Origin of the sequence: Pseudomonas sp. BN515 (assembly GCF_029873155.1) — a bacterium.
GTDB lineage: Bacteria > Pseudomonadota > Gammaproteobacteria > Pseudomonadales > Pseudomonadaceae > Metapseudomonas.
Genome location: NZ_SSOH01000024.1, coordinates 80,351 through 102,847 on the forward strand (window position 1 = coordinate 80,351; position 22,497 = coordinate 102,847).

Genomic DNA, 22,497 nt, shown 5'->3' on the forward strand with positions numbered 1-22,497 from the left:
CATCAGGCCAGCGAGGCAACCCAGATATTGGTCGAATAGGGAATGTCGATGCTGTCCGTGCCGAGGCCTTTCAGGAAGTCCTCGATAGACTGCACCACAGCGTGGAAGCCGCTGCCCGCCTGCCTCGCAAGCGTTGCATGGGAGCGCCAGGCCTCGACACATTCCGCGACAGTCTGCTGATGCAGCACGCCGGCGTCCAGATGTACCACGGGGCCGAACAGCCCGGATGACTCGATCACCGCGGTCTGGTCTTCCCGGCGCGTGCCATAGCCGTAGCCGGACACAGCACGCTTGATGATGCTCTCGATCTCTTCCTGGATCGGGTCGTCCAGACGGCGATGATTCCACATGCAGGCGAACGCGCCATTGGGCTTGAGGATGCGCGCCGTCTCCTTGAGTGCCTGCTGCCGGTCGCACACGTTGAACGAGCTGCCGAAGGTCACCATGTCGAAGACGCCGGTCTCCTGGCCAGACTGTTCGCCGGTACCCTCGAACCAGCGCACGTTGGCGAATTGCTCTGTGCGCTTGATGCCATTGGCACGCATCGCATCGTTGGGCTCGACAGCAGTGACGTCGAACTTGCGCGCGGCCAGCATCAGGGTGAGGTGCGCCACTCCTGCCCCGACGTCGCAGACCTTGCCCGACTCCAGCCCGGCGATGGCGAGCATCGCGTCGATGGCTGCATCCGAGTAATCCGGGCGCTTGAGATAGGCGTCGGCCAAGGAGGTGTAATCCCATTCAGTCTTCATGCATGTAGCCCTTTGTTCAGTTGATTCAACAATGCAGTCGCCATCGCATCGGGAGCGAGGGACGGTTCGAATTCCACGACCCAATCGGCGGCCTGCGGCTCATCGATGGCCAAATCCAAGCCCGCCACGTGGCTGATCTCGCCGGCAGCGAAGCGTCGGTAGATACCCTTGGGGTCCCGCCGCTGGAGCTCCTCCAGGGGTACACGCAGGTACACCTCGAAATAACCCGGCAGGTTGGTCCGGTTCCACTCATGGACCTCTCGGAACAGCGAAATGGTGGCGATCACCACTGTCAGTCCCTGGCGAGCGATGACCTGGCACAGGTGCGCGTACTGCATTGCCAGTGCAAGCCGACCTTCTCGACCATGGTTGCCGGCCGAATTGGCCACTGCACCGAAAACCTCGCGCAACTGGTCGCCATCCAGCATCACCACCGCATCGCCCTGGGCACGCAGGCGTTCGGTCACGGCCGTCGCGAGCGTTGATTTGCCGGCGCCGGAAAGCCCGGTGATCCAGACGACGCGGCTCACAGCGGTACACCCTTGGCGAGGTCCGCAGCAGGAATGATACGGTGGTAGAGCGCCAGGTCTCCCGGCTCATCCACCTCACCCCAGGGGCCGACCACGGGGCAAAGGTGAATTCGCCAACCGGCAGCCAGGCCCTTGCGCAACAGGCTCGTCATGTCCAGGCGGTCGATCTCTGCTTCACTGTGGCCCTCGAGGAGTTCGGCCACCTTTCGCCACCCGCTGGGCGTGAACTTCAGCAACCCCATGTACTGGCCCTGGATCTCATCCACACTCGCGCAACGTTCCCCGATGGTTTCCAGCACATCGCCATTGAGGCGGAAGCTCTCGGCATCGGCCAGTGGATCGGCGAAACGTTGCGACCAGAGCCGCAACCAGGCCGGATCGTATGCGATAGCCAGGTCACCCTCGGTGTTCATCAGCGCGGAGACCGTGGCCGGGGTGTAGACGATATCGCTGTAGCTGACGATGCAATCCTCCTGCTGCAGCCACTCCCGGGCCTGCAGCAGCGTGCGCACCATGTTGCTGCTCGACCACGCAGCATTTTCGAAATAGTGCACCGGTTCCTCGAACGCCTCGCGCAGATAGCCGCGCACGATGGAGACCGAATCGATACCCGCGCCCCGGATGGCGTCCAGCTGCCAGTCGAGCAGGCGTCGGCCATGCAGGCGGGCGAAGCACTTGGGCTGCTCGGCGGTCAGTTCACGCATTCGGCTGCCGCGTCCGGCAGCCAGGATGATTGCAGCTGTCATGAAATCTCCAGTCTTGAATCCGGCCCGCTAGGACATGCCCTGCAGTCCGTCGGTCCATGTCTCTTCTCACTCGGTTCAGCCAAGACTGCTCACCAGCAGCTGACGATCCAGGGCATTGAATTCGGCCTCCCGCTCGGGGTGCCACATCACTCCATGCAGGGGAAAATGCGCGTGCCGCACGGCTTCCACCACACCATCGGCGCTTCGCGCCCGCACCACGAACTGTTCGTTCACCTCCCGCGCGGCCCAGCTGTGGAAGCTGTTTACCTGGTGCGGTATGCCGTCCAGCAAGAGTTCGTGGCGGCTGGCCACGTGCCCTTCCACGCGTTCCAGAGGAACGCCGAAGCTGTCCAGCAGCAGTTGCATGCCTCGACACAGGGCGAACAGCGGGCGCCCCGATACCTGGGCCAGGCGCAGTAACTCCTGCTCGGTACGGTCGCGTTCCGGGGCGTCGCCGCCCAGGGAAGCCAAGTCATTGCCGCCCGACAGCACCACGCCATGGGGGCGCAACCGGTCCCAGTACAGTGCCACGCGTTCCGGCTGGTTCGGCACGGGCACGGCCAGGTAGCCGCACTCCGCCAGCCACGCCACCAGACGCTGGTCCACGGCATCGCGGCGCTCGCCCCGACTTGCGAGGATGTCGACCCGCTGGCTCAGCAATACGGTCTTCAACGCAGCACCTCGACGCGCCGGTTGGCACAGTCGACCTTCAGGACTTCGGCTGCTGCCCACTTGCGATAGAGCACCTCGCCGGCACCGATTACTGCCGGCAGGCCCAGTTCATTGGCACGAATCGCCATATGGGAGTTGACCCCGCCATAAGCGGTGATGAACCCCGCGATCCGGTGTGAGAACAGCCAGTCGAAGCCCGGGTCGGCGCTGGGAATGGCGACTATCGCGCCTTCCAATTGATCGCGGCCCTCGTGGGAAACCACTGCTCCGGTCACCTGGGCATGGGTGATGAAGTTGGGCTCGTTCTGTGGCAGGTGGAAGGCGAAAGCATCCTCCGGCCGTGTGATCAGGGGCGGCAGTATCACCTGGCAGGTTTCGGCGAAGCGACGGCGTCCTTCCTTGATGCTGGATGCGATGGCATCCACGGGATCTGCGCTCGCGGCATGCAGCTCCTTGATCACCTGGATGCTGGCGAAGGACATGTCCTCGGCGCTGAAGCCCAGGCTGTGGCCGTATTCGCGGAACAGGGACAGCGCATCGGAAAGGTTGCGGGTGAAGACGAACTTCGCGTACTCGCGCAGCTCGATGCCGGCCTGGAGGAAATCGAACAAACCCACCACATCGTGGGCCAGGCCGTGCTCGGCGAGTAGCTTGCTGATCTGGCGCATCTGTTCCAGGGACAGCGCGAATCGCGCGCCTCGCTTGGCCTCACCGGACAGCGGACGTGTCCAGTCAAAATACAGATCCGGTGTCTCGTCGTAGCGAGGCGAGAGGATGTCATAGGTGCCCGGGCGCAGGTGGCCATAGCGGGCAAGGAAGGTAGTCCTGTCCAGCTGAGCCAGGTCCTGGGTCATCTGCCCACTGACAGTGTTCAGCCCGTTGAGGAAAGCGTCGTACTCCTCACTGTTCAGCACCCCTACTTCCACCAGGGAGCGCAGCAATTGCACAGCAATGAAACCGGCGCGAGCCAGGCCCGCGAACGGCAGGGTGCCGTAGCGGCTGCAATCCTCCAACAACCAGTAGATGCGGGTGACCGGGTCGGTATCGGCGCCAAGGATCTCCTCGCGTCGTGCCAGCAAGGTGTCCAGTTTTTCCTGGTCGGCCCGCCAGAGACCCGTCTCGTTGTGAACGATCCTGTTGGTCAGGTTTCTCAAGCTGTCGGCCAGGCGCTCACATTCGGCTTCACTGAAACCGGCATCCCGCAGCTTGGCGAGGCGCTTGGGCAGGTCCAGCGTGTAGCAGGAGAAGACGATCTCGAACTCCACCTTGTCATGCAGGTTTGGCGCTTCCAGCAACCGTTCGATGTAGTAGTTGACCAACTTGTCGGCCAGCGGACCGTCGATATCGCGCGGGACAAAGGAGTTGAAGCTGACCCGCACATCTATGTACGGCAGACCGTGGAAGTGCAGCATCAGCGGGAAACTGCGCAGGTTGCGGTAACCGTAGTTGTTGCGCTGGTAGGCCCAGATCATGTCGGTCACCAGCTCGCGGTAGAGCGATAGCGCCAGCGGTCTGGGACGTACACCGATGATCTCCGCCGGGTTCCAGTCCGGCATCACGCCATACACGGTGCGCTCGCCGCAGAGGAAGGGCTGCGGACGAATACCCTGGGCGATACGGTCATGAATCAACCGGACGATGCGCCCATGGGCTTCGGGATCGGCGGGCGCCGCACGCATGATCAGCGGCCGCACTTGCAGCAGGTAGAGCTCACCGTTCTCCTCCTGCGCGAATTCGATGTCGATCGCTGGCGTCTGGAACAGCGTCTGCAGCTCCCGCAGTAACTGGATCACCTTCCCCAGCGGTTCTGGAACTACGGATGCGGCGTGATGTGCATAGAAGGTTTGGACCTCGTTGGAGCGTCCGGAGGTCACGCTTTCGGTGCTTCCGCTGGCGTCATCGTAATTGAGGACGAAATAGGGCGCGCCACTGGTGGGGTCCAGGCCGAAGCCGACACCTGAGAGTGCGACGTCCACCAGCATCGGTTGGACGAATACTTCGTCGGAGGGGTGCGCGGATGCGCCGCCCATGGAATCGATCACCGCATTGATGGCGAACTCGAGACCTGCCGCGCTGACATTAAGCTGCGAATCGTACTGGCCGGCGGCGGACGCAAACTCGCCATCTTCCTGACTGCTGCTGCTCCGGGTGGCCATCAGCGGCCAGCCTTGGGCCAAGGCTCGCTTCAGGCAACGCGCCGAGTCCGCGCGCCAATCCCCCACGAGGATGCGCACCTGGGGTAGCAGGGTGGCGGAATGCAGCCGCCCATTCAACGACTCCAGGGTTCCCGCCTTGCTTGAAAATCCGAGTGCCTCAGCCTTCATGCTTCGCATCCGTCAAAAAACCATCCGCCCCATGCTGGAAAATGCCGTCCAGGGGTCTTGTTCGCCAGGCGCGCTGGTACGCGCACAACAGATTTCTGGCGTCGAGACGCCCATCGGTAAGGACGAAGCAAAATGTCAGCCAACATCGGCCAAAAATAGAAAAGCCCCGGAGTACGGGGCTTTAGCGCAAGAAGAGGTGGATAGGCGAGCGACCACCTACCCCAGCTTATTGAACAGACTCAGCCCCGCGATCTTCACGTAACTCTGCTGCGACGCTTCCAGGATGATCGACTGGAACGACAGCCGCGACAGCGCCTCGGCGTAGTCCAGTTCCCGCAGGTCGGCCTGGATGGACTGGTTCACCAGGGTCACGTCTTCGTTGTCGGTGAGGGTCGATTCGACCACGTTCAGGCGCGCGCCGATGTCGCCGCGTACCGAGTCGACCACGGTCATGCCGTTGTCCAGGTTGGTCAGGGCTTCGGCGATGGAGTCGCGGACGAGGTTGTTGCCGGCCGGGGTATCGGGGGAGTTCTCAAGCGCCATGCGCAGGTTGGCGATGGTGTCGAGGATGCCCTGCTTCTGCAGGGTGGGCTGGGGTGTGACCTCGATGGTCTCGCCGCCTACGGGCACGCCGTCGAACTTGATGCTGACGCCGCGGAACACCACCTGGTCGGCGGTTGCGTTATCCGTGTCGATGGCGCCACTGCCGAGCACCGGCGTCGTGGTACCCAGCGCGAAGATTTCGTAGCTGTTGGGGTCGGGGTTGCCGAACACGACCTGTACGCCGGCATTGGGGAACGGCGGGTTGCCGGTGAAGGAAACCTCGTCCTGCACCAGCGGCGCCGAAGGGCTCAGGGTGGAACCTGCGGGGCTGTTGGTCAGGGCGCTGTCCAGCCGTCCGGCATTGATCACGTTCTCGAAGACACGCTTGCCGTTGTCGCTGATGGCGATCTGCAGGGAACTTGCTACCTGCAATTTGCGCTGGCCTTCGTCACCCTGGTAGCTGTAGCTGCCATCCGCATTGCGCACGAAGGGCTGGGTCTTGCCCTGGAAGCCGGAGAAGATGTACTCGCCCCGCGCGTTGCGCGTATTCATCAGGCTCAGCAGTTCGTCCTCGCGCTCCTTGAGTTCGGCGGAGATGGCCTTGCGGTCCTCGGTGCTCAGGGCGCCGTTGCCGGCCTCCCCCGCCAGTTCGCGCACGCGCTGGAGCACGGTGTTGACCGAGTTCAGCGTCACTTCTTCCTGGGTCAGGCTGTTCTTGGCCGCCGTCAGGTTGGAGTTGTACTGATCCAGTACGCCCTGCTGCTGATCGAGTTGCAGAAGGCGTACCGACGCCACCGGATCGTCCGCCGGTGTGAGGATGCGGTTGCCGGTGCTGATCTGTTCCTGGGTGCGGGTGACGTTCGCGTAATTCCGCTGCAGGCCCGACACGCCATTGTTGTATTGCTGGATCGTGGAAATGCGCATGGCGGGCTCCGTTAGCGGAAGGTGCTCATCAAGGTATCGAACAGGCTTCGGGCAACTTGAATCACTTGCGACGAGGCGTTGTAGTACTGCTCGAACTTGATCAGGTTGGCCGCTTCCTCGTCCAGGCTCACTGCCGAGAGCGAGTCGCGGTTGTCCGTGGCCTGCTTGAGGATCGCCGTGCTGGCTTCGCTGTCCACCCGCGCCTGGGCGGTCAGGGTGCCTACCCGCTCCACCAGGTCACCGTAGCTGTCGGTGAAAGTGGAGCCAGTGCCACCCACCAGGGAATCGACACCGATCGCAGCCTTGGTCTGCAAGTCCACCAGCTTGAGGGCGTTACGGTTATCGGACACACCGTTGCTGCTCATGGCGAGGCTGAAGGTGTCGCCGGTTTCCGCCCGTCCGCTGAAGCTCTGGGTGATCTGGTAGTCCTGCGTGGTGGCCGGAGTGCCGGTGGTGACCGAGACGGTATAGCTCAGCTGATTCGTCTGTCCCGGCGTCACGCTCAGGGTTCCGGACGGCGGCTGGGTGATGGTCACACCAGGCGGCAGGCCGGAGAAGCTCAGGCTGCCCGGAGTGCCCGCCGTGTAGTTCATGGTGATGGACGAGATCGCCGCCAGGTGCGTCTGGCTCATGGGCGTCAGCGAGTTGGTGATGTTGGGCTGGCCAATCGCGCCGGTGCCCTTGTTCTGCACGTTCGCTTCCGAATGCAGGGGGGCCGCGAAGGCCAACTGGTCGGCCTGGTCCAGTACCGCGCTGATGTCCTTGGCACCAGTGCGTGTCGGCTGCAGCACGAACTTGTCACCGGTGGTGGGCGGCGGCACACCCAGGGCGATCTGGAAGCCCTGGTCGCGACCCGAGCTGTCCTTGATGGTCAGGGTGCCGGACGGGGTACTGTCGCTGACCACCATCTGCTGGTTGTCGCTCAGGCGACGCACCGTGTAGGGCGGCGTCGCCGTGGCGTCGTACTCCATCTGGTAGTCGCTGGTGTTGAGCAGGCTGGTATTGGTGATGTTCAAGGCCGGTTGGGCATTGCTGTTGCCGGCAAAGGCCTTGACCCGCAGTGCCGACAGGGCCGGGTCGTTGTAATTGCCGAAGAGTGCCGCACCCACCTGCCCTTTCAGGTCCAGGCCCTGGCCGAGCTGGGTATTCACCTGGTCGGTGATCGACATGGCCAGACGCCCCAGGGTGTTCAGGCTGGAGTCCAGCGTCTCGCTGCGATAGCGGATCAGGCCACCCAGCTCGCCACCGCTGAGCTGCGAGGTGACGCCCTGACGGGAATCGCCGCTGACGAACTCCAGTTCGAAACGACTGGGGTCGCCCTTGCCCGGCACCGCCTCCAGGCGGTTGGCGGTGCTCCCTACCACCAGCGGTTGGCCGGTGCCGACGAAGATGCTCTGGGTGCCATCGCTCTGCGGCACCACGTTGACGCCCACATAGGTGGAAAGCTGACGGATCGCTTCGTCGCGAGAGTCCAGCAGGTCGTTGGGGACCTGGCCGCTGGAGGACGCGACGGCGATGGCGTCGTTGAGGCTGGCGATGGAGCCGGCCAGGCGGTTCACCTGGTCCGCCACCGACGACATCTGCTTGTTCAGCGAGTCGTTCTGCGCGCTCAGCCGGTCGTAGATGGTATTGAAGCGGCGCGCCAGCCCCTCTGCCTCCGACAGCACCAGCTGGCGCGCCGGCATGTTGGCGGGGTCTTCGGCGGCGGTCTGCATGGCCGCGAAGAAGCTCTTCATCGACGGCGTGATGCCGGTAGTGGTGCCGGACAACAGCGAGTCGAGCTGGTCGATCTGGCTCTTGTACGCATCCACATCGCTGCTCAGCGAGGTGGTGTTGCGCAGCTGCGCAGTCAGGAACTCGCTGTAGCTGCGACGGATATCCGTCAGGGTGGCGCCGCTGCCGATGTAACCCGAGCCGGAGAACTGCGGCAGGGTCGTGGACTGCGTCGCGCTCTGCCGCGTGAAGCCGGGTGTATTGACGTTGGAGATGTTGTGGCCGGTGACGGTGAGCTGTGTCTGGCTCACGCGCAGCCCCGACAGGCCAATGTTCAGTAAGTCAGCCATGACTCAAGCCTCATATCCTGGTGGTCGTGCTGTCGACTGCAGCAACGGCCTGGTAAACCTGCATGCCGCGGGCAATCTGGGAAATCTTGCGGGCGTATTGGGGGTCGGTGGCGTAGCCGGCCTTCTGCAGCTCGCGAACGAACTGCTCGGAGTTGTCAGCGGAATTCAGCGCCTTGTCGTAGCGGTCGTTGTTCTGCAAGAAGCTCACGAAGTCGTGGAAGCTCTGCTCGAAGGAGTTGTAGGAGCGGAACGATGCCGCCTCCTTCACCGCCTTGCCGCCCTTGTACTCGGTGGTCATCACCCGCGCGGAATCGCCGTCCCAGCTCTTGTGGGCCTTGATGCCGAACAGGTTGTGGCTGCTGGTGCCATCGCCTTCGCGGATGATCGACTTGCCCCAGCCGGTTTCCAGCGCGGCCTGGGCCACCAGGTAGCGCGGGTCGACACCGATGCGTTCAGCGGCCTTCTCGGCCATCGGCAGCAGCGTCTCGATGAATTCATTGCGGGACGCGAACACACGCTTGCTGGTGCCCTTGGTGGCCTCGACGCCCACCGACTCGCGCTCCGGAGCGGCGTAGGTCTTGGCCGGGGTCCAGTCCTTGCCGGCCAGTGAGGTACCGGCAACCTGCTCGGGCGACGGCACGATGCCGGCGGCCTGGCGGTCGCTGAGCTTGCCCGGCAGGGCCAGACGACGCTGGTTGAGCAGCTTGGAGTCGTCGCGCTCCGCGAAGCCCGAGGCCTCGGCTTTCGCCACCTGCTTGCTGCCCTGCACCGGCCAGTTGGCCTGGACGCCGGATTGCACCTGGGCGAAGGGATTGGGGCCCGTCGACTTGTTGGTCTTGGACAGCTGACGGGTCAGCACATCGGCCAGGCCGACGCCGCCCTGCTTGGACAGGGTTACGGCCAGCTGCTGGTCGTGCATGTCCTGGTAGGTCTTGGTCTCGTTGCTGTTCAGGTAGTTGCCTTCGGCGAAGGCTTCGCCCGCCTGACGCATGGACTTCATCATCTCGTTGAGGAACAGAGATTCGAATTCCTGGGCCACCTTGCGGATGTTGGCCTCGCTGTCGCGATCCTTGCCGGTCTTGAACTGGCTGAGCCGGTTCAGGTCGGTGTAGGCGCCGCTGTCCACCTTGGAACCGCTGGCGAGACCTGCGGAGAATTTCGCGTTCATCGCTTTCCCTTAAATCACGATCAGGTCGGCTTGCAGGGCGCCGGCCTGCTTCAGCGCTTCGAGAATGGCCATCAGGTCGGATGGCGCAGCGCCCACCTGGTTGACCGCGCGGACAATCTCATCAAGCGTCGTGCCGGGGCCGAACTTGAACATCGGCTTGGCTTCTTCCTCGGCATTGACCTTCGAGCGCGGCACCACGGCGGTCTGGCCACCGGAGAAGGCTTCCGGCTGGCTGACGATCGGGTCCTCGGTGATGGTGACGGTCAGGCTACCGTGGGTCACGGCGGCCGGCTGCACCTTCACGTTCTGGCCGATGACGATGGTGCCGGTGCGCGAGTTGATGATGACCTTGGCCACGGCCTGACCGGCCTCGACTTCCAGGTTCTCGATCACCGAGAGGTAATCCACGCGCTGGCCTGGATCCAGCGGTGCGCTGACCCGGACCGAGCCGCCGTCCACCGCCTGGGCGACGCCCGGGCCGAGCAGTTCGTTGAGCTTGTCGACGATGTTCTTCGCGGTGGTGAAGTCCGGGCGGTTGAGGTTCAGGGTGAGGAAATTGCCCTGTTCGAAACCACTCGGCACCGGGCGCTCCACGGTGGCGCCGGAAGGAATGCGCCCGGAGGACGGGACGTTGACGGTGATCTTCGAACCGTCGCTGCCCTCAGCGTCGAAACCGCCCACCACCAGGTTGCCCTGAGCGATGGCGTAGACGTTGCCGTCGATACCTTTCAGCGGGCTCATCAGCAGGCTGCCGCCACGCAGGCTCTTGGCGTTGCCGATGGAGGAAATGGTGACGTCGATGGTCTGGCCCGGCTTGGCAAACGGCGGCAGGTCGGCGTGGATGGACACCGCCGCGACGTTCTTCAGCTGCACGTTGCCGACGTTGGCCGGCACCTTGATGCCGAACTGCGCCAGCATGTTGTTGAAGGTCTGCAGGGTGAACGGCGTCTGGGTGGTCTGGTCACCCGTGCCGTTCAGGCCCACCACCAGGCCGTAGCCGATCAGTTGGTTGCTCCGCACGCCCTGGATGCTCGCCAGGTCCTTCAGGCGCTCGGCCTGGGCAACGCCCGCGGCGAGCAGCAGGCAGAGTGCGGTGATCAGTCGCTTCATGGTCGGCCTCATCAGAACGGGAACAGCGGGCTCATGAAGAACCGGTCGAACCAGCCGGGCTGGCTGGCATCGGCGAAGGCGCCGGTGCCGGAATAGGTGATGCGCGCATCGGCCACACGGGTGGACGGCACGGTGTTGTCGGTACCGATGTCGTCGGCGCGGACCATGCCGGCGATGCGCACCAGTTCGTCGCCGGTGTTCAGGGTCAGCCACTTCTCGCCACGGACCGCAAGGATGCCGTTGGGCAGCACTTCGGACACGGTGACGGTGATGGAGCCGGACAGGCTGTTGCTCTGCCCCGCCTTGGAATCGCCCTTGGTGTCGCGGGTGGCGTTGTACTCGGCATCCAGGGACAGGCGCGCGGCATCCAGCGGGTTCAGGCCGCCGTTCGGGTTGTTCACCGACACACCGCCGCCAAACAGCGAGGTCAGGCCGATGTTGGCGTTGCTGTCCTTCTGGATCTGCGAGTTGGCGTTCTTGCTGGCCTGGGTGCGCTCGTTGAGGGTGATGGTGATGATGTCACCCACGCGATAGGCCTTGCGGTCGTCGTAGAGGTTGGTCTCGAAACCGGCCTGGTAGATGGCGCCATTGTTCTGCGCCACCGGCAGCGGAGTGCGCGGCAGGACCGGCGCGTAGTACGGATCGTTCGGCCGCGGAGCCGGCTGCACACAGCCCTGGACAAGGGTGATACCGAGCAGCGGGAGAAGAATGATCAGCCGGTTCATGGCGACTACCTCAGGGCGTTACAGGTTCTGCGTGACGAAGGAGAGCATCTGGTCGGCGGTGGAGATGACCTTGGAGTTCATCTCGTAGGCGCGCTGGGTGGTGATCATGTTCACCAGCTCCTCGACCACGCTGACGTTGGAGTTTTCCAGGGTGTTCTGCTGCACGGTGCCAAGGCCGGTGAGGCCCGGCGTACCGACTTGCGGCGCACCGCTGGAAGCGGTCTCCAGGAACAGGTTGTTGCCGATGGCCTGCAGGCCGCCGTAGTTGACGAAGTCGGCGGTCTGGATGTTGCCGATCACCTGGGCGGCGGGGTTGCCGGTGGTGGTCACGGAGACGGTGCCGTCCTCACCCACGGTGAAGGTCTGCACTTCGGCGGGCAGGACGATGGCCGGCTCCAGGGCAAAGCCCTGGGAGGTGACGATCTGGCCGTCGGAGTTGAGGTGGAAGCTACCGTCGCGGGTGTAGGAGACGGTGCCATCGGGCAGCAGCACCTGGAAGAAGCCACGGCCGTTGATGGCCATGTCCAGCGGCTGTTCGGTGGTCTGCAGGCTGCCCTGGGTGAAAATCTTCTGGGTGCCGGCGATGCGCACACCGGTACCCAGTTGCAGGCCGGTGGGCAGTTCGCTGTCCTGGCTGGTCTGGCCACCGGGCTGGCGGCGGATCTGGTACAGCAGGTCTTCGAACTCGGCGCGGTCGCGCTTGAAGCCCGTGGTCGAGACGTTCGCCAGGTTGTTGGAAATGGTGGTCAGGTTCATGTCCTGGGCGGACAGGCCGGTCTTGCTGACCCAGAGTGCCGGAAGCATCTATTTCTCCTCGGGCGCCGGAAACATGGCGCCGCGTACTGGTGATTAGCTGAACTGCAAGACCCGCGCCATTGCCGAAGAATTGTCCTCGGCGGTGCGCATCATCTTCACGGAAAGCTCGAACTGGCGGGACAGCGAGAGGATCGCGGTCATCTCTTCCACGGCGTTGACGTTGCTGGCTTCGATGAAGCCGGAGGTCACGCGGACGTTGGCGTCGGCCTGCACCGCCTGCTGTGGGTCCTTGATCCGGATAAGGCCGTCGGTGCCCTTCTCCAGTTGCTTGGGATCGGGGTTGACCAGCTTGATGCGGTCCACCTCGGCCACCACGTTGGGGGCCTCGCCCAAGGCACGAATGCTGATGGTGCCGTCCTGGCCAATCTCGACTTTCTGCTCCGGCGGAATGGCGATGGGACCGGCATTGCCCATGACCGGCAAACCATTGCCGGTGCGGAGCTGGCCAAGGGCATCGATCTGCAGGCTGGCGGTGCGCACATAGGCTTCGCCGCCGTCGGCGGCCTGAACGGCAATCCAGCCCTCCCCCTCGATGGCCACGTCCAGGTCGCGACCGGTTTCCTGCAGGGCACCGGGAGTGAAGTCAGTGCCGGGCCGCTCGGTCATGGCATAGACCCGCGACGGAAAGCTGTCACCGAACACCGGCATGGAGCGCGCCTGTTCGAAGTCGCGGCGGAAACCGGAGGTCGAAATGTTCGCCAGGTTGTTGGCATGAGCACGCTGGGCCAGGCTGTTCTGGCTGGCTCCGCTCATTGCGACATAAAGCATCTTGTCCATGAATCTCTCCGAGTGGGCGTTGCCGCCCTTGGCGCTGTGCAAGCTATCCAGCAAGCCGCGTGCCAACCTCTAAATTCACAAACAACCTATTGAAATAAAAGGATTTTTCAGAAAAGAAAAAGGCCCTTTGCAGGGCCTTGTCAAAGCGCTGGCGGCGAGGGGATGCCGCCAGCGGCAAGGGGATTTGCCGCTTGGGAAACGCTTTCCCGGCTTGCTTCTCGTAGGAGCGAATTCATTCGCGATCGGCCGACGCAGCCGGCCCAGGCCTCAGACGGGCAGGTCTTCGACCTGCTTCGCGATTGAAATCGCTCCCACAGGCAGTCTATTTATCAGCGGAGGTTGATGATGGTTTGGGTGACGGCGTCTTCCGTCTGGATAGTCTTGGCGTTCGCCTGGTAGTTGCGCTGGGCGACGATCAGGTTCACCAGTTGGTCCGATAGTTCGACGTTGGAGTCTTCCAGCGCACCGGCCTGCAGGGCACCCAGGGTGCCGGAACGCGGGGTGCCGACTACCGGCTCGCCGGACTCGAACGATTGCACCCAGCCGGTCTTGCCTACCGGGGTCAGGCCCTGGACGTTGGCGAAGTTGGCGAGGATCACCTGGCCCTGCACCTTGGACTGGCCGTTGGTATAGCGGGCGAAGATCACACCGGTGTCGTCGATTTCCAGGCCTGCCAGTTGGCCGGTGGTGTAGCCGTCCTGGCTGATGCTGTTGACGGCGAACGAACTGGAGTACTGGGTGGAGCCACGGATGTCGACGCTGATGCCGCCGGCGTTGGCGGTGGCGCCGTTGGACGACCAGTTGGCCGGGGTGCCGCCGTCGGAAACTGCGGGCACCCAGTCGTCGAGGTTCATCAGGCCAGTGGCGGGGTCGTAGTTCAGCTCGCCGCCTGCGGTCATGCCTGCGGTGTCCAGGCTGCCGTCGGCGTTGAACAGCAGGTTGGTGGTGTGCGGGTCGGTACTGGCCGGGTTGGACGGATTGCGTCCATCCACCAGCACCGCCATGGTCCAGTTGTTGGTCACCGGCGGAGTGGCGGCCGGGTCCGAGTTGTTGATGAAGTACTGGGTCATGACGTGGGCGTTGCCCTGGGAGTCATAGATGTTGACCGAGGTGGACGAGGTGTAGGTGGTCGGGTCGCTCGGATCGAACGGCGTATTGGTCGGCGCCTTGGTGGTGGAGTTCAGGTTGAACTTCTGCGCGACCTCGGTGGTGGCCTTGGGCGCCTGGTTGGAAGTCTGGATCTGCAGGTCGCTGACTACGCCGTTCTGAACGTTGCCATTGCCATCGATGCCGTAGCCCTGCAGGCGATAGCCGAAGTTGTTGACGATGTAGCCGTTGCGGTCAGTACCGAAGTAACCGGCGCGGGTGTAGCTGATCTCGCCGTTGTTGCTGGTCTGGAAGAAGCCGTTGCCGTTGATGGCCAGGTCCAGGGCGTTCTGGGTGTAGTTGATGTTGCCCTGGTTGAACAGCTGGGACACGTCGCCCAGGGCCACGCCGCTACCCTGGGCGTTCTTGCCGGTGCCGAGCACCGAGGCGGCATAGACGTCGGCGAACTCGGCACGGGACTGCTTGAAGCCCGCGGTGCCGGCGTTGGCAATGTTGTTGCCGGTGACGTTGAGGTCGCTGGTCGCTGCGCGCAGACCGCTGAGACCGATGTTGAACGCCATTACTTTCTCCTTTGCCGGTGCTTCCCGGCGCTCTTGACCGGGAAGTTACTGACCGATGACCTGGACCTTGGACAGGCCGACGCTGCCGATGCCGGCGAGGTTGAGCATCAGCTCGCCGCCGTTCTGGCCGAGGGTGACGCTGTCGACGTTGGCCGGAAGCATGGTGTAGAGGGCTTTGGTTTCGCCGCTGTACTGGGCCTGGGCTTCGAACTTGTAGGTGCCAGGCGGCATGACCTTGCCGCTGGAGTCCTTGCCGTCCCACATGAAGCTGACGCTGCCGGCCGGTTGTTCGCCGAGGTTGATGCGGTTCACCAGGGTGCCGGCATTGTCGTAGACGTTGACCCAGACGTTGCTGCTGGAAATGGGCAGGTTGGCGCTGGCCTTGAAGGTTTCCGCGGTATCCACCACGGCCTTCTCGCTGGGCACGATGACCTTGCGCCCCACCAGGGACGAGGCCTGCAGTGCCTGGGAAGACTGGTAGCCGGACAGCAGCGAACCCATGCTGCTGTTCAGCTTCTCGATGCCTTCCACCTGGCTGAACTGCGCCAGCTGGGCGATGAACTCGCCGTTCTCCTGGGGCGCCAGCGGGTCCTGGTTGTTCAACTGGGCGACCAGCAGCTCGAGGAACTCGTTCTTGCCGAGGTCCTTGCTCTTGGTTTCGTTCTTGATGGCGTACTGGTCGAGGAACGACTGGCCATCGGTGGACGCTACGTTACTGACACTCATGCTGTTCCCTCGCGCGCTATCACTGACCCAGGGTCAGCACTTTCTGCATCATCTGTTTGGCGGTGTTCATCATTTCCACGTTGGTCTGGAAGGACCGGCTGGCGGAAATCATGTCGGCCATCTCTTCAACCACGTTCACGTTCGGGTAGTAGACGTAGCCGTCCGCGTTGGCCGCCGGGTGGTTCGGCTCGTAGCGCGGGGTCAGGGTGCTCTGGTCCTCGATCACGCCAAGCACCTGTACGCCGGCGCCGGACTGGTCCTGGTCGCCGAACAGCGAACCACGGTCGCCATTGCCCAGGCTGTCCTGCATCACGGTGGCGAACACCGGATGGCGGGCGCGGTAGGTCTGGTCGAGGCTGGAGGACACCGTTTCGGCGTTGGCGATGTTGCTGGAGATGGTGTTCAGCCGAGTGTTCTGGGCACTCATGCCGGTGCCGGCGATGTTGAAGATGCTGGACAGGGACATGGCTTGGCTCTCCGTTATTCGCCGCGCAGGGCGTTCATCAGCCCTTTGAACTTGCTATTGAGGAAGGTGAAGCTGGCCTGGAACTGCATGGCGTTCTCGGTGTAGTTCGACTGTTCCAGCTGGGCGTCGACGGTGTTCTGGTCGATGGCGGCCTGGAACGGAACGCGGTACTTCAGCGAGGCATCAGCGATCTCGAAACCTTCGGCGGCAATGTGGTGCTCGTTGGTCCGGGCGGCCTGGAAGCTGCCGTGCGCGGCCTTCTCCGACTGCTGGGCCAGCACGCTGGCGAAGTCCAGGTCGCGAGCCTTGTAGTTCGGGGTATCGGCGTTGGCGATGTTGTTGGCCAGCACCTCGCCACGCTGAGCGCGGAAGCTGAGGGCTTGCTGATGGATGCCGAGGGCCTTTTCGAAACTGATGCTCATGTCCGGAACCTTTGCCAGTGGCAATGTGGTTTTGCTTGCCTGACATTCAGCAAAGGCCGTGCCAAAAACATTTTTCTTTTATTTTCAGCACGTTAGCGCAATGTGGAGCGGCAAAAAGCGGCAATAGACGCTGGTCGGGCGGCAAAGCGGCAAGGGCTGTTTGCCGCTGGTTGCCGCTTTGCCGGGGGTACGAGTGGTGGGAGCGAATTCATTCGCGAATGAATTCGCTCCCACCGGGAAAAGAAGAAGGCCGCCCTTGGGCGGCCTTGCTGCACTCATCGAGCCAGCGGATACAACCTGTCGTCGAACTGGTCCAGCCGGGGAAACGCGAGCGGCACATCCTGCTCCAGCCCCTGCAGTCGCGCCTGGTAGTCACGCAGGAAATCCTGGCGCGCGTCATTGCTGATATAGGGCACGTGCCAGGCCACGAAAGGCGGCAACACGTCCAGGCCGACGTAGGCCAGGGTGCCGCGCAGCAGCGGACGCAGCATGTCTTCCAGCGGACCATGAATGGCGCCCTCGCCGAACATGTGCTCGCGGCCGCCCAGGGTCAGGGTGACCAAAGCCTTCTTGCCGGCCAGGCCGCCCTGGTCGTAGAAGCGCTTGCCGCCGTAGCAGATGCCAGACACCAGCACCCGATCGATCCAGCCCTTGAGGATTGCCGGCACCGAGAACCAGTAGAGCGGGAAGTTGAGAATCAGCAGGTCGGCCCAGAGCAGCTTATCCAGCTCGCGCTGGATATCCGGCGCAATCTTGCCGGCCTTCACGCCTTCGCGCTGTTCCAGGGCGTAGACCAGGTAATCGGGGTTCTGCCGCTCGCTGAAATCGGCAGCGCTGGCGACCGGGTTCCACTCCAGTGCGTGGAGGTCGGACTGGCGGACTTCATGCCCCTGCCCTTGCAGGGTTTCCACTGCGAGATCGCGCAAGGCGCTGCAGAACGACTGCGGCTCGGGGTGGGCATGGACGATCAGAATCTTCATGGGTGTTCCTTATGGCACGGTCCGTAGGTTGTTGCAGAGCGCAGCGAAGCCCAACAATCAGGGATACGCCGCGCAACGCAAACCTTCATTCATGCGATTTCTAGTTGATCAATCAGTTCGGCTGCACAGCGGGCAATGCGGCGACAGGCCTCTTGCAGCGGCTCACTGCCCAGCACCAGGCCCAGGCGGATATGCCCGGCCGCGCTGGGGCCAAACGCTTCACCTGCCAGTACCGACACGCCATGGTTGTCCAGCAACCGATCAGCGAAGTCCTGGGCGGACAGGCCGGTCGGGCGGATATCCACCATCACGAACATGCCGCCGTCCGGTCTCAGCGCACGCAAGCCGGGACAGCCTTCGAGGGTGGCGCACACCAGGTCACGCCGCTGGCGATAGGCCTCGCGCATGGCTTCCAGCTCCGGAAGTCGCGCCTCGAGGGCAACGCAGGCGGCGTCCTGAACGAAGTCCGGCGAGCCGTAGAGCATGCACAGGGCGAGGTTTTCCAGGTGCCCGGTCAGTTCCTCCGAACCGACCACCCAGCCCACGCGCCAGCCGGTCATGGCATGGGACTTGGACAGGCTGTTGATGGTCGCGGTGCGCTCGGCCATGCCCGGCAGGCTGGCCGGGCTGATGTGCTCACCCTCGAACAGCAGCTCGCTGTAGACCTCGTCGGAGATCATCCACAGGTCATGGGCGATGCAAAGTTCGGCCAGGGCGTTCCAGGTGGAACGCGGCAGGCTGGCGCCGGAGGGGTTGTGCGGGCTGTTCAGGGCCAGCGCGCGAGTGCGCGGAGTGATAGCGGCAGCCACGTCCTCGGGCTGGATGCGGAAGCCGTTCTCCGAACGCACCGGCACCGGCACCACCTTGGCTCCGCAGGCACCGAACACCGCCTCGTAGGTGACGTACATGGGCTCGGCGACGATAACCTCGTCCCCCGGGTTGAGCAGGCACTGCACCACGCAGAACAGCGCACACTGGGCGCCGGCCAGCACCACCACCTGGTCGGAACCCACGCTCTGTCCGCTGCGCCGGTTGTGCCAGGCGGCAATGCGTTGCCGCAGGGGGAGCTTGCCGCGCACGTCGGAGTAGTGGGTATTGCCGTTGAGCAGGCTGTCGATGGCCGCCTGGATGATGGGCTGCGGCGTGTCGAAATCGGGGTCGCCTACCGACAGCAGGAGAATGTCGTCACCGTTGGCCTGGCGCTCCAGCGCACGGTAGTGAATGTTCCAGGCCGCCGCGCCGTCGCCGGCGATACGTTGGGTGAGGTCGGAAAAGCGCATGTTCAACTCCTTGCCTGATGCTCAACGAGCACAGGCATGTTTCAGTTCGATCAGGGTGACGCCGGGGTGGCCGAAGCCTGCGCGCAGGTCGTCTTCCAGTTCGTCGAGGCTGCGGGGCTGCTTCACGGCGCAATGGAAGGCCCGGGCCAGGCCGGCGAAGTCCGGGTTGCGCGGCAACACGCCCACCGGCTCGATATCCAGGGCCAACATGTCGTCGCGGATCTGGCCCAGGGCGTCGTTGTTCCACAGCAGCACCACCAGCGGGCTGTCGAGTTCCTCAGTGGCGGTCGCCAGTTCCTGGGCGGTGTAGAGGAAACCACCATCCCCCACCAGCACCAGGCCGGGCCGTTCCGGTGCGCCGAACTTGGCACCGATGCCGGCTGGCAGGCCGTAGCCGAGGGTGCCGTAGCCGGTGGGGTGCAACCAGCTGCGCGGTGCCCGGCTGGCGAAGGCGTAGTTGCCGGTGTAGGCCAGCTGGGTCATGTCGGTACTGATGAAGGCATCTGCCGGCAAGGCAGCGGCAACGCGGTCGAGAATCGCCTGGTGGATACCCTGCAGCGGTGCGTGCCCGTTGCGGATGGCCTCATGCAGCCGGGCGACACGGGCAACAGATGCCTCCCCTGCCCTGCCCGTTTCCGGCAGGCGCTGCAGCAGTGCCTCCAGGGTCTGGCGGGCGTCGCCCTTGAGCGCGACGGCACAGGGATAGAAGTCGTTGAACTTGCGCGGATCGATATCGATTCGGATCAGCTCGCCGGACAGCGGCAGGCGTTCGCGCCAGAAATCGGTATCGGCCATCTCGGTGCCCACCGCCAGGACCAGGTCGGCCTCGGCGATCATCTCCCAGCCCGGCGCAACACAAAGGCTGGCACCGGCATTGAGCGGGGCCTCCGGCGGCAACAGTCCCTTGCCGGCCACGCTGGTGAATACCGGAGCGGCCAGACGTTCGCTGAGTGCCTGCACGGCGCCGGCAGCTTCCAGCGCGCCACCACCGGCGATGATCATCGGCCGCTTGGCTGCCGCCAGCCGCTTGGCAGCAGCGTCCAGGGATTCGCCATCGGCCACGCCTCGGCCAGGACGGCGTACCACCTCAGCGGTCCAGTCACGGGCCACCGGCGCGGCGAGTACATCCAGCGGTACCGAGATATGCACAGGGCGCGGGCGCTCACCATCGAATACGGCGAAGGCCCGCGCCACCAGCTCGGGCAGGTCTTCCGGGGTCAGGGCTACAGCCGAGAAGGCCGTGATGGGCGCGGTGATGGCGCGCTGGTCCTGGGTCTCGTGCAGACAACCCCATCCCTTGCCGAGGCTGGCGGTGTGGTTGACGCTGGAAATCACCAGCATCGGAATCGAATCGGCATAGGCCTGCCCAATGGGTGTAGCCGCGTTGGTTACGCCCGGGCCGGTGATGATGAAGGCCACGCCGGGCTTGCCGCTGACGCGCGCGTAGCCGTCGGCCATGAAACCGGCGCCCTGCTCGTGGCGGGTCAACACATGGCGGATGCCACTGCCGGGCAGGCCGCGATACAGCTCCAGGGTGTGCACGCCGGGAATGCCGAACACGGTGTCCACGCCGTAGTTGGCCAGGAGGCGGACCAGGGCCTGGCCGCCAGTGAGAGTGTTCTGTTGCATGAGGTGTCTCCTCGAATCGATGCCAAGACCTGTAGGAGCGAGCTTGCTCGCGAATCGCCAGCAAGCTGGCTCCTACAGGGGAGATGTCATTCCGCGATGCGAATCAGCGCATCCACCGCCACGGCACCGTCGGCGCCGACCAGCAGCGGATTCACGTCCAGCTCCAGCAAGCGTCCGGCGTTCTCGCAGGCGTAGTCGGCCACCGAGCGAATGGCGGCCACCAGCGCGTCCAGATCTGCTGCAGGGCGACCACGGAAGCCGGTGAGCAGCGGCGCACTGCGCAAGCTCAGCAAGGCATCGCGGATCGCGGCATCGTTGGTAGGCAGCAGCAGACTGCGGCTGTCCTTCAGCAACTCGACGAGAATGCCGCCGGCGCCTATCACCAGGGCCAGGCCGAATCCTTCCTCGCGCTTGACGCCCACGATCAGCTCCGCAAGTGGCGGTGTGGCCATGCGCTCCAGCAGCACCTGGTCGAAGGCCACGTCCGGTGCGTAGGCGGCAATGCGTTGCCGCATTTCGCCCAGGGCCCGTTGCAGCGCTTCGGCATCACGCAGATTGAGAGCCACGGCGCCGGCTTCGGTCTTGTGCGGCAGGTCTGCGCTGACGGCTTTCAGCACCAGCGGGTAACAAAGCTGGCCGGCATCCTCCACGGCACGCTCTGGCGTACTGAGCAGCGCCTGCGGAACCGGCAGGCCAAAGGTGCGCAGGGCCTGTTTGGATTGCCATTCATCCAGCAACTCACCGCCGGCCAGAGGCGACGGGCTCAGGGGCACCAGGGCCGACTCGCCCCGGGCCAGCAGTGCTTCACGGCGTTGCTTATAGGCGGCGATCCGGCCCCAGGCGGCCAGGCCGTCCTCCACGCCTTGCAAGGCAGCGACGCCACGGGCATGCAGGTACTCGCGGGCGGATTCCGGCAGCAGTTCCGGGAAGGCCGAGGCAATGAAACCGGTCTTGCCATGACGCTCCAGGGCTTCGCAGTACAGCTCCAGCAGCAGGTCGCACTGGGGCCGCTCTCCGGTCTCCTCGCCCGGGTAATCGAGCACCAGCAGCGCGGCGTCAGCAGGACTGCTCATCGCACTGTCGAGCATGCGTGCGAGGGCTTCCCCATCGCCCCAGATGGCGGTGGTGAAGTCCAGCGGGTTGGCGATATTGGCGTAACCCGGCAGGACCTGCGCCAGCTCGTGGCGTTGGCCGTCGTCCAGCTTCGGCAGCTGCAGGCCGTTGGCTTCGGCGTAGTCGGCGATCAGCCCGGCATCGCCGCCGGAGCAGGCCAGGGCGATCAGGCCTGGGCCGCTTGGCAACTTACCGCAGGCCGCTGCCTTGAGGGTTTCCATGAAACTCACCGGGCCGCTGACACGAATCACCCCGAGGCGGTCGAAGAGGCTGTCGTACAGCGCATCGGAGCCGGCCAGGGAGCTGGTGTGGCTGAGGGCGAGTTCTGCGCCTATCTGAGACACGCCGGTCTTCAGGGCGATGATCGGGATGCCTTTCTCCAGGGCCTTGTGCGCCGCCCGGGCGAAGCCCGGTACGTTCTTCAGACCTTCGAGATGCAGGCCGATGGCGGTGACGCGGGGCTCATCCAGCAGCACATCCATCAGCTCTGCCACGCCCAGTTGGGCCTGATTGCCTACAGAGGCCATGTAGGCCACCGGCAGAGAACGGTCGCTCATGGACAGGTTGTAGGCGAAGTTGCCGCTCTGGGTGAGCACGGCCACGCCCTTCTCCACCAGTTGGCCACCGTGGGCCACCGGCCAGAGGGCGGCGCCGTGGAGGTAGTCCAGCAGGCCGTAGCAGTTGGGTCCGAGCAGCGCCATGTCACTGGCCGCTGCCAGCAACTGCGCCTGCAGGGCCTGGCCCTCGGCACCGGTTTCGGCGAAGCCGGAGGCGTAGCAGATGGCCCCGCCGGCCCCCTTGGCGGCCAGGGCGGCGACGCTGTCCAGCGTCTGTTCACGGTTGGTGGCGATGAACACCGCGTCCGGCCCGCACGGCAGGTCGGCGACGCTAGCCACACAGGGCACGCCTTCCAGTTCGGCGTGCTGGGGATTGACCAGCCACATCTGGCCGGCGAAGCCACCTTCGGCGCAGCGCTTGAGGGCGCGGGCCATGCTGCGACCACCGATGAAGGCCAGGTGCCGGGGCGCCAGCAGGCGCTTGAGGTTGTCTCGATTCATGTCGGATCT

At 64.3% G+C, this 22,497-nt stretch carries 20 protein-coding genes; all 20 read right to left on the reverse strand.

All coding sequences use genetic code 11. From position 1 onward, the window contains the following. Positions 1-2: 2 nt before the first annotated feature. The 20 genes from E8E91_RS06465 to E8E91_RS06560 all read right to left on the reverse strand — a co-directional run bounded on the left by E8E91_RS06465 (position 3) and on the right by E8E91_RS06560 (position 22,488). On the reverse strand, positions 3-749 hold the full coding sequence (locus tag E8E91_RS06465; protein ID WP_280375062.1) for a class I SAM-dependent methyltransferase: 747 nt from the start codon (positions 747-749) through the stop codon (positions 3-5). After that, positions 746-1,279, reverse strand: a complete 534-nt coding sequence (locus E8E91_RS06470; RefSeq protein ID WP_280375063.1) for an adenylyl-sulfate kinase — start codon at positions 1,277-1,279, stop codon at positions 746-748. The genes E8E91_RS06465 and E8E91_RS06470 overlap by 4 nt, the downstream gene beginning before the upstream one ends. After that, complete coding sequence (locus tag E8E91_RS06475; protein WP_280375064.1) at positions 1,276-2,025, reverse strand: phosphocholine cytidylyltransferase family protein; 750 nt, start codon at positions 2,023-2,025, stop codon at positions 1,276-1,278. The genes E8E91_RS06470 and E8E91_RS06475 overlap by 4 nt, the downstream gene beginning before the upstream one ends. Before the next feature lie 75 nt (positions 2,026-2,100). Further along, a complete protein-coding gene (locus tag E8E91_RS06480) occupies positions 2,101-2,697 on the reverse strand; it encodes a gamma-glutamyl-gamma-aminobutyrate hydrolase family protein (RefSeq protein ID WP_280375065.1) in 597 nt (198 codons plus the stop codon). Further along, positions 2,694-5,021 (reverse strand): PEP-utilizing enzyme, encoded by a 2,328-nt coding sequence (locus E8E91_RS06485; protein WP_280375066.1) that lies wholly within the window; start codon positions 5,019-5,021, stop codon positions 2,694-2,696. The genes E8E91_RS06480 and E8E91_RS06485 overlap by 4 nt, the downstream gene beginning before the upstream one ends. Before the next feature lie 216 nt (positions 5,022-5,237). Next, the gene (flgL, locus tag E8E91_RS06490; RefSeq protein WP_280375067.1) at positions 5,238-6,488 is read right to left on the reverse strand and encodes a flagellar hook-associated protein FlgL; all 1,251 of its coding nucleotides are present in this window, start codon (positions 6,486-6,488) and stop codon (positions 5,238-5,240) included. Positions 6,489-6,499: 11 nt separating this feature from the next. After that, the gene (flgK, locus tag E8E91_RS06495; RefSeq protein ID WP_280375068.1) at positions 6,500-8,551 is read right to left on the reverse strand and encodes a flagellar hook-associated protein FlgK; all 2,052 of its coding nucleotides are present in this window, start codon (positions 8,549-8,551) and stop codon (positions 6,500-6,502) included. Between the two features lie 10 nt (positions 8,552-8,561). Beyond that, positions 8,562-9,719 (reverse strand): flagellar assembly peptidoglycan hydrolase FlgJ, encoded by a 1,158-nt coding sequence (flgJ, locus tag E8E91_RS06500; RefSeq protein WP_280375069.1) that lies wholly within the window; start codon positions 9,717-9,719, stop codon positions 8,562-8,564. 9 nt (positions 9,720-9,728) lie between these two features. Further along, positions 9,729-10,829 (reverse strand): flagellar basal body P-ring protein FlgI, encoded by a 1,101-nt coding sequence (locus E8E91_RS06505; protein WP_280369456.1) that lies wholly within the window; start codon positions 10,827-10,829, stop codon positions 9,729-9,731. Positions 10,830-10,840: 11 nt separating this feature from the next. Next, positions 10,841-11,554 (reverse strand): flagellar basal body L-ring protein FlgH, encoded by a 714-nt coding sequence (gene flgH / locus E8E91_RS06510; RefSeq protein WP_190830184.1) that lies wholly within the window; start codon positions 11,552-11,554, stop codon positions 10,841-10,843. Positions 11,555-11,572: 18 nt separating this feature from the next. After that, positions 11,573-12,358 carry a flagellar basal-body rod protein FlgG gene (flgG, locus tag E8E91_RS06515; RefSeq protein WP_151132596.1) on the reverse strand — a complete coding sequence of 262 codons (786 nt, stop codon included), beginning with the start codon at positions 12,356-12,358 and terminating at the stop codon, positions 11,573-11,575. 45 nt (positions 12,359-12,403) lie between these two features. Beyond that, positions 12,404-13,147 carry a flagellar basal-body rod protein FlgF gene (flgF, locus tag E8E91_RS06520; RefSeq protein ID WP_190830186.1) on the reverse strand — a complete coding sequence of 248 codons (744 nt, stop codon included), beginning with the start codon at positions 13,145-13,147 and terminating at the stop codon, positions 12,404-12,406. 329 nt (positions 13,148-13,476) lie between these two features. Continuing rightward, on the reverse strand, positions 13,477-14,814 hold the full coding sequence (flgE, locus tag E8E91_RS06525; RefSeq protein WP_280375070.1) for a flagellar hook protein FlgE: 1,338 nt from the start codon (positions 14,812-14,814) through the stop codon (positions 13,477-13,479). A gap of 45 nt (positions 14,815-14,859) precedes the next feature. After that, positions 14,860-15,540 (reverse strand): flagellar hook assembly protein FlgD, encoded by a 681-nt coding sequence (gene flgD, locus E8E91_RS06530; protein ID WP_280375071.1) that lies wholly within the window; start codon positions 15,538-15,540, stop codon positions 14,860-14,862. A 19-nt stretch (positions 15,541-15,559) separates the two neighbouring features. Continuing rightward, the gene (gene flgC / locus E8E91_RS06535) at positions 15,560-16,006 is read right to left on the reverse strand and encodes a flagellar basal body rod protein FlgC (RefSeq protein WP_280375072.1); all 447 of its coding nucleotides are present in this window, start codon (positions 16,004-16,006) and stop codon (positions 15,560-15,562) included. A gap of 14 nt (positions 16,007-16,020) precedes the next feature. After that, the gene (gene flgB / locus E8E91_RS06540) at positions 16,021-16,428 is read right to left on the reverse strand and encodes a flagellar basal body rod protein FlgB (RefSeq protein ID WP_280369464.1); all 408 of its coding nucleotides are present in this window, start codon (positions 16,426-16,428) and stop codon (positions 16,021-16,023) included. Positions 16,429-16,703: 275 nt separating this feature from the next. Beyond that, a complete protein-coding gene (locus E8E91_RS06545; protein ID WP_280375073.1) occupies positions 16,704-17,408 on the reverse strand; it encodes an NAD(P)H-dependent oxidoreductase in 705 nt (234 codons plus the stop codon). 89 nt (positions 17,409-17,497) lie between these two features. Beyond that, the gene (locus E8E91_RS06550; RefSeq protein WP_280375074.1) at positions 17,498-18,688 is read right to left on the reverse strand and encodes a pyridoxal phosphate-dependent aminotransferase; all 1,191 of its coding nucleotides are present in this window, start codon (positions 18,686-18,688) and stop codon (positions 17,498-17,500) included. Between the two features lie 21 nt (positions 18,689-18,709). Further along, positions 18,710-20,317, reverse strand: a complete 1,608-nt coding sequence (locus E8E91_RS06555) for a 5-guanidino-2-oxopentanoate decarboxylase (RefSeq protein WP_280375075.1) — start codon at positions 20,315-20,317, stop codon at positions 18,710-18,712. Between the two features lie 86 nt (positions 20,318-20,403). Next, complete coding sequence (locus tag E8E91_RS06560) at positions 20,404-22,488, reverse strand: acetate--CoA ligase family protein (protein ID WP_280375076.1); 2,085 nt, start codon at positions 22,486-22,488, stop codon at positions 20,404-20,406. Positions 22,489-22,497: the final 9 nt, after the last annotated feature.

What these genes read in the sequence shown, in the direction of transcription:
- E8E91_RS06465 (WP_280375062.1), bottom strand. Translation starts at nt 749, where the DNA reads ATGAAGACTGAATGGGATTACACCTCCTTGGCCGACGCCTATCTCAAG.
- E8E91_RS06475 (WP_280375064.1), bottom strand. Translation starts at nt 2,025, where the DNA reads ATGACAGCTGCAATCATCCTGGCTGCCGGACGCGGCAGCCGAATGCGT.
- E8E91_RS06485 (WP_280375066.1), bottom strand. Translation starts at nt 5,021, where the DNA reads ATGAAGGCTGAGGCACTCGGATTTTCAAGCAAGGCGGGAACCCTGGAG.
- flgL (WP_280375067.1), bottom strand. Translation starts at nt 6,488, where the DNA reads ATGCGCATTTCCACGATCCAGCAATACAACAATGGCGTGTCGGGCCTG.
- flgK (WP_280375068.1), bottom strand. Translation starts at nt 8,551, where the DNA reads ATGGCTGACTTACTGAACATTGGCCTGTCGGGGCTGCGCGTGAGCCAG.
- flgJ (WP_280375069.1), bottom strand. Translation starts at nt 9,719, where the DNA reads ATGAACGCGAAATTCTCCGCAGGTCTCGCCAGCGGTTCCAAGGTGGAC.
- E8E91_RS06505 (WP_280369456.1), bottom strand. Translation starts at nt 10,829, where the DNA reads ATGAAGCGACTGATCACCGCACTCTGCCTGCTGCTCGCCGCGGGCGTT.
- flgH (WP_190830184.1), bottom strand. Translation starts at nt 11,554, where the DNA reads ATGAACCGGCTGATCATTCTTCTCCCGCTGCTCGGTATCACCCTTGTC.
- flgG (WP_151132596.1), bottom strand. Translation starts at nt 12,358, where the DNA reads ATGCTTCCGGCACTCTGGGTCAGCAAGACCGGCCTGTCCGCCCAGGAC.
- flgF (WP_190830186.1), bottom strand. Translation starts at nt 13,147, where the DNA reads ATGGACAAGATGCTTTATGTCGCAATGAGCGGAGCCAGCCAGAACAGC.
- flgE (WP_280375070.1), bottom strand. Translation starts at nt 14,814, where the DNA reads ATGGCGTTCAACATCGGTCTCAGCGGTCTGCGCGCAGCGACCAGCGAC.
- flgD (WP_280375071.1), bottom strand. Translation starts at nt 15,540, where the DNA reads ATGAGTGTCAGTAACGTAGCGTCCACCGATGGCCAGTCGTTCCTCGAC.
- flgC (WP_280375072.1), bottom strand. Translation starts at nt 16,006, where the DNA reads ATGTCCCTGTCCAGCATCTTCAACATCGCCGGCACCGGCATGAGTGCC.
- flgB (WP_280369464.1), bottom strand. Translation starts at nt 16,428, where the DNA reads ATGAGCATCAGTTTCGAAAAGGCCCTCGGCATCCATCAGCAAGCCCTC.
- E8E91_RS06545 (WP_280375073.1), bottom strand. Translation starts at nt 17,408, where the DNA reads ATGAAGATTCTGATCGTCCATGCCCACCCCGAGCCGCAGTCGTTCTGC.
- E8E91_RS06550 (WP_280375074.1), bottom strand. Translation starts at nt 18,688, where the DNA reads ATGCGCTTTTCCGACCTCACCCAACGTATCGCCGGCGACGGCGCGGCG.
- E8E91_RS06555 (WP_280375075.1), bottom strand. Translation starts at nt 20,317, where the DNA reads ATGCAACAGAACACTCTCACTGGCGGCCAGGCCCTGGTCCGCCTCCTG.
- E8E91_RS06560 (WP_280375076.1), bottom strand. Translation starts at nt 22,488, where the DNA reads ATGAATCGAGACAACCTCAAGCGCCTGCTGGCGCCCCGGCACCTGGCC.